The following is a 583-nucleotide window of genomic DNA, read 5'->3' as shown; positions in this document are numbered from 1 at the left end:
ACAGTTTCTTTTGAAAAAAGATCATCTAAGCCTTTTTCATCTGAAATTTGGTGGATAAAACCACGTTCGCTCATAATATGTAAAAAATCAGATTTAAAGGCAAACACAGATTTAATTTCCTAATTTAAGAGTGCATTTATTATATATAACAGGCGATTATATAATAAGTTATTAATGTGTTATCTATCATAACTGACGCACACCTCACAAGAGAAAGAGACATATTGGTAGTATAAAGATAATAACACAGGTATTATTTCTTTTTTACGCTAAAAAAGAGCCTTCTTAGTAATAGAAAAAAGGTATTCTGTTACTCTCATTTCTATCCTGAAATAAAATTTAGAAAAGTTTTAATATAGACTGAAAAAATACTTTGTTATGATCAGGGACGATTTTTGCTAATTTTTTATAAATCTATCGTATTTTCCTAAGTTAGTGAAAGTACTTCAGAAGGAGGAGCGAGAAGTTCATTGGAGATATGGTTATCCAAATAGTGGGCACATCGCTCAATAAGTTCTTCATGACATCCACTGAAAAAGTGATTAGCCTCTTCCAATATTTCTTGTGTGATGATGATACCTTT

The 583-nt window shown here is 30.0% G+C and carries 1 pseudogene; it reads right to left on the bottom strand.

The features are described from left to right. Nucleotides 1-427 precede the first annotated feature (427 nt). A pseudogene (locus ACFIO3_RS15210) lies at nucleotides 428-583 on the bottom strand (alpha/beta hydrolase); the annotation flags it as partial.

The organism is Bartonella sp. AD328YNZD, assembly GCF_042196425.1.
Note: the sequence above shows the minus strand (reverse complement) of the source record. Positions and strands in the feature narration are given on the sequence as shown.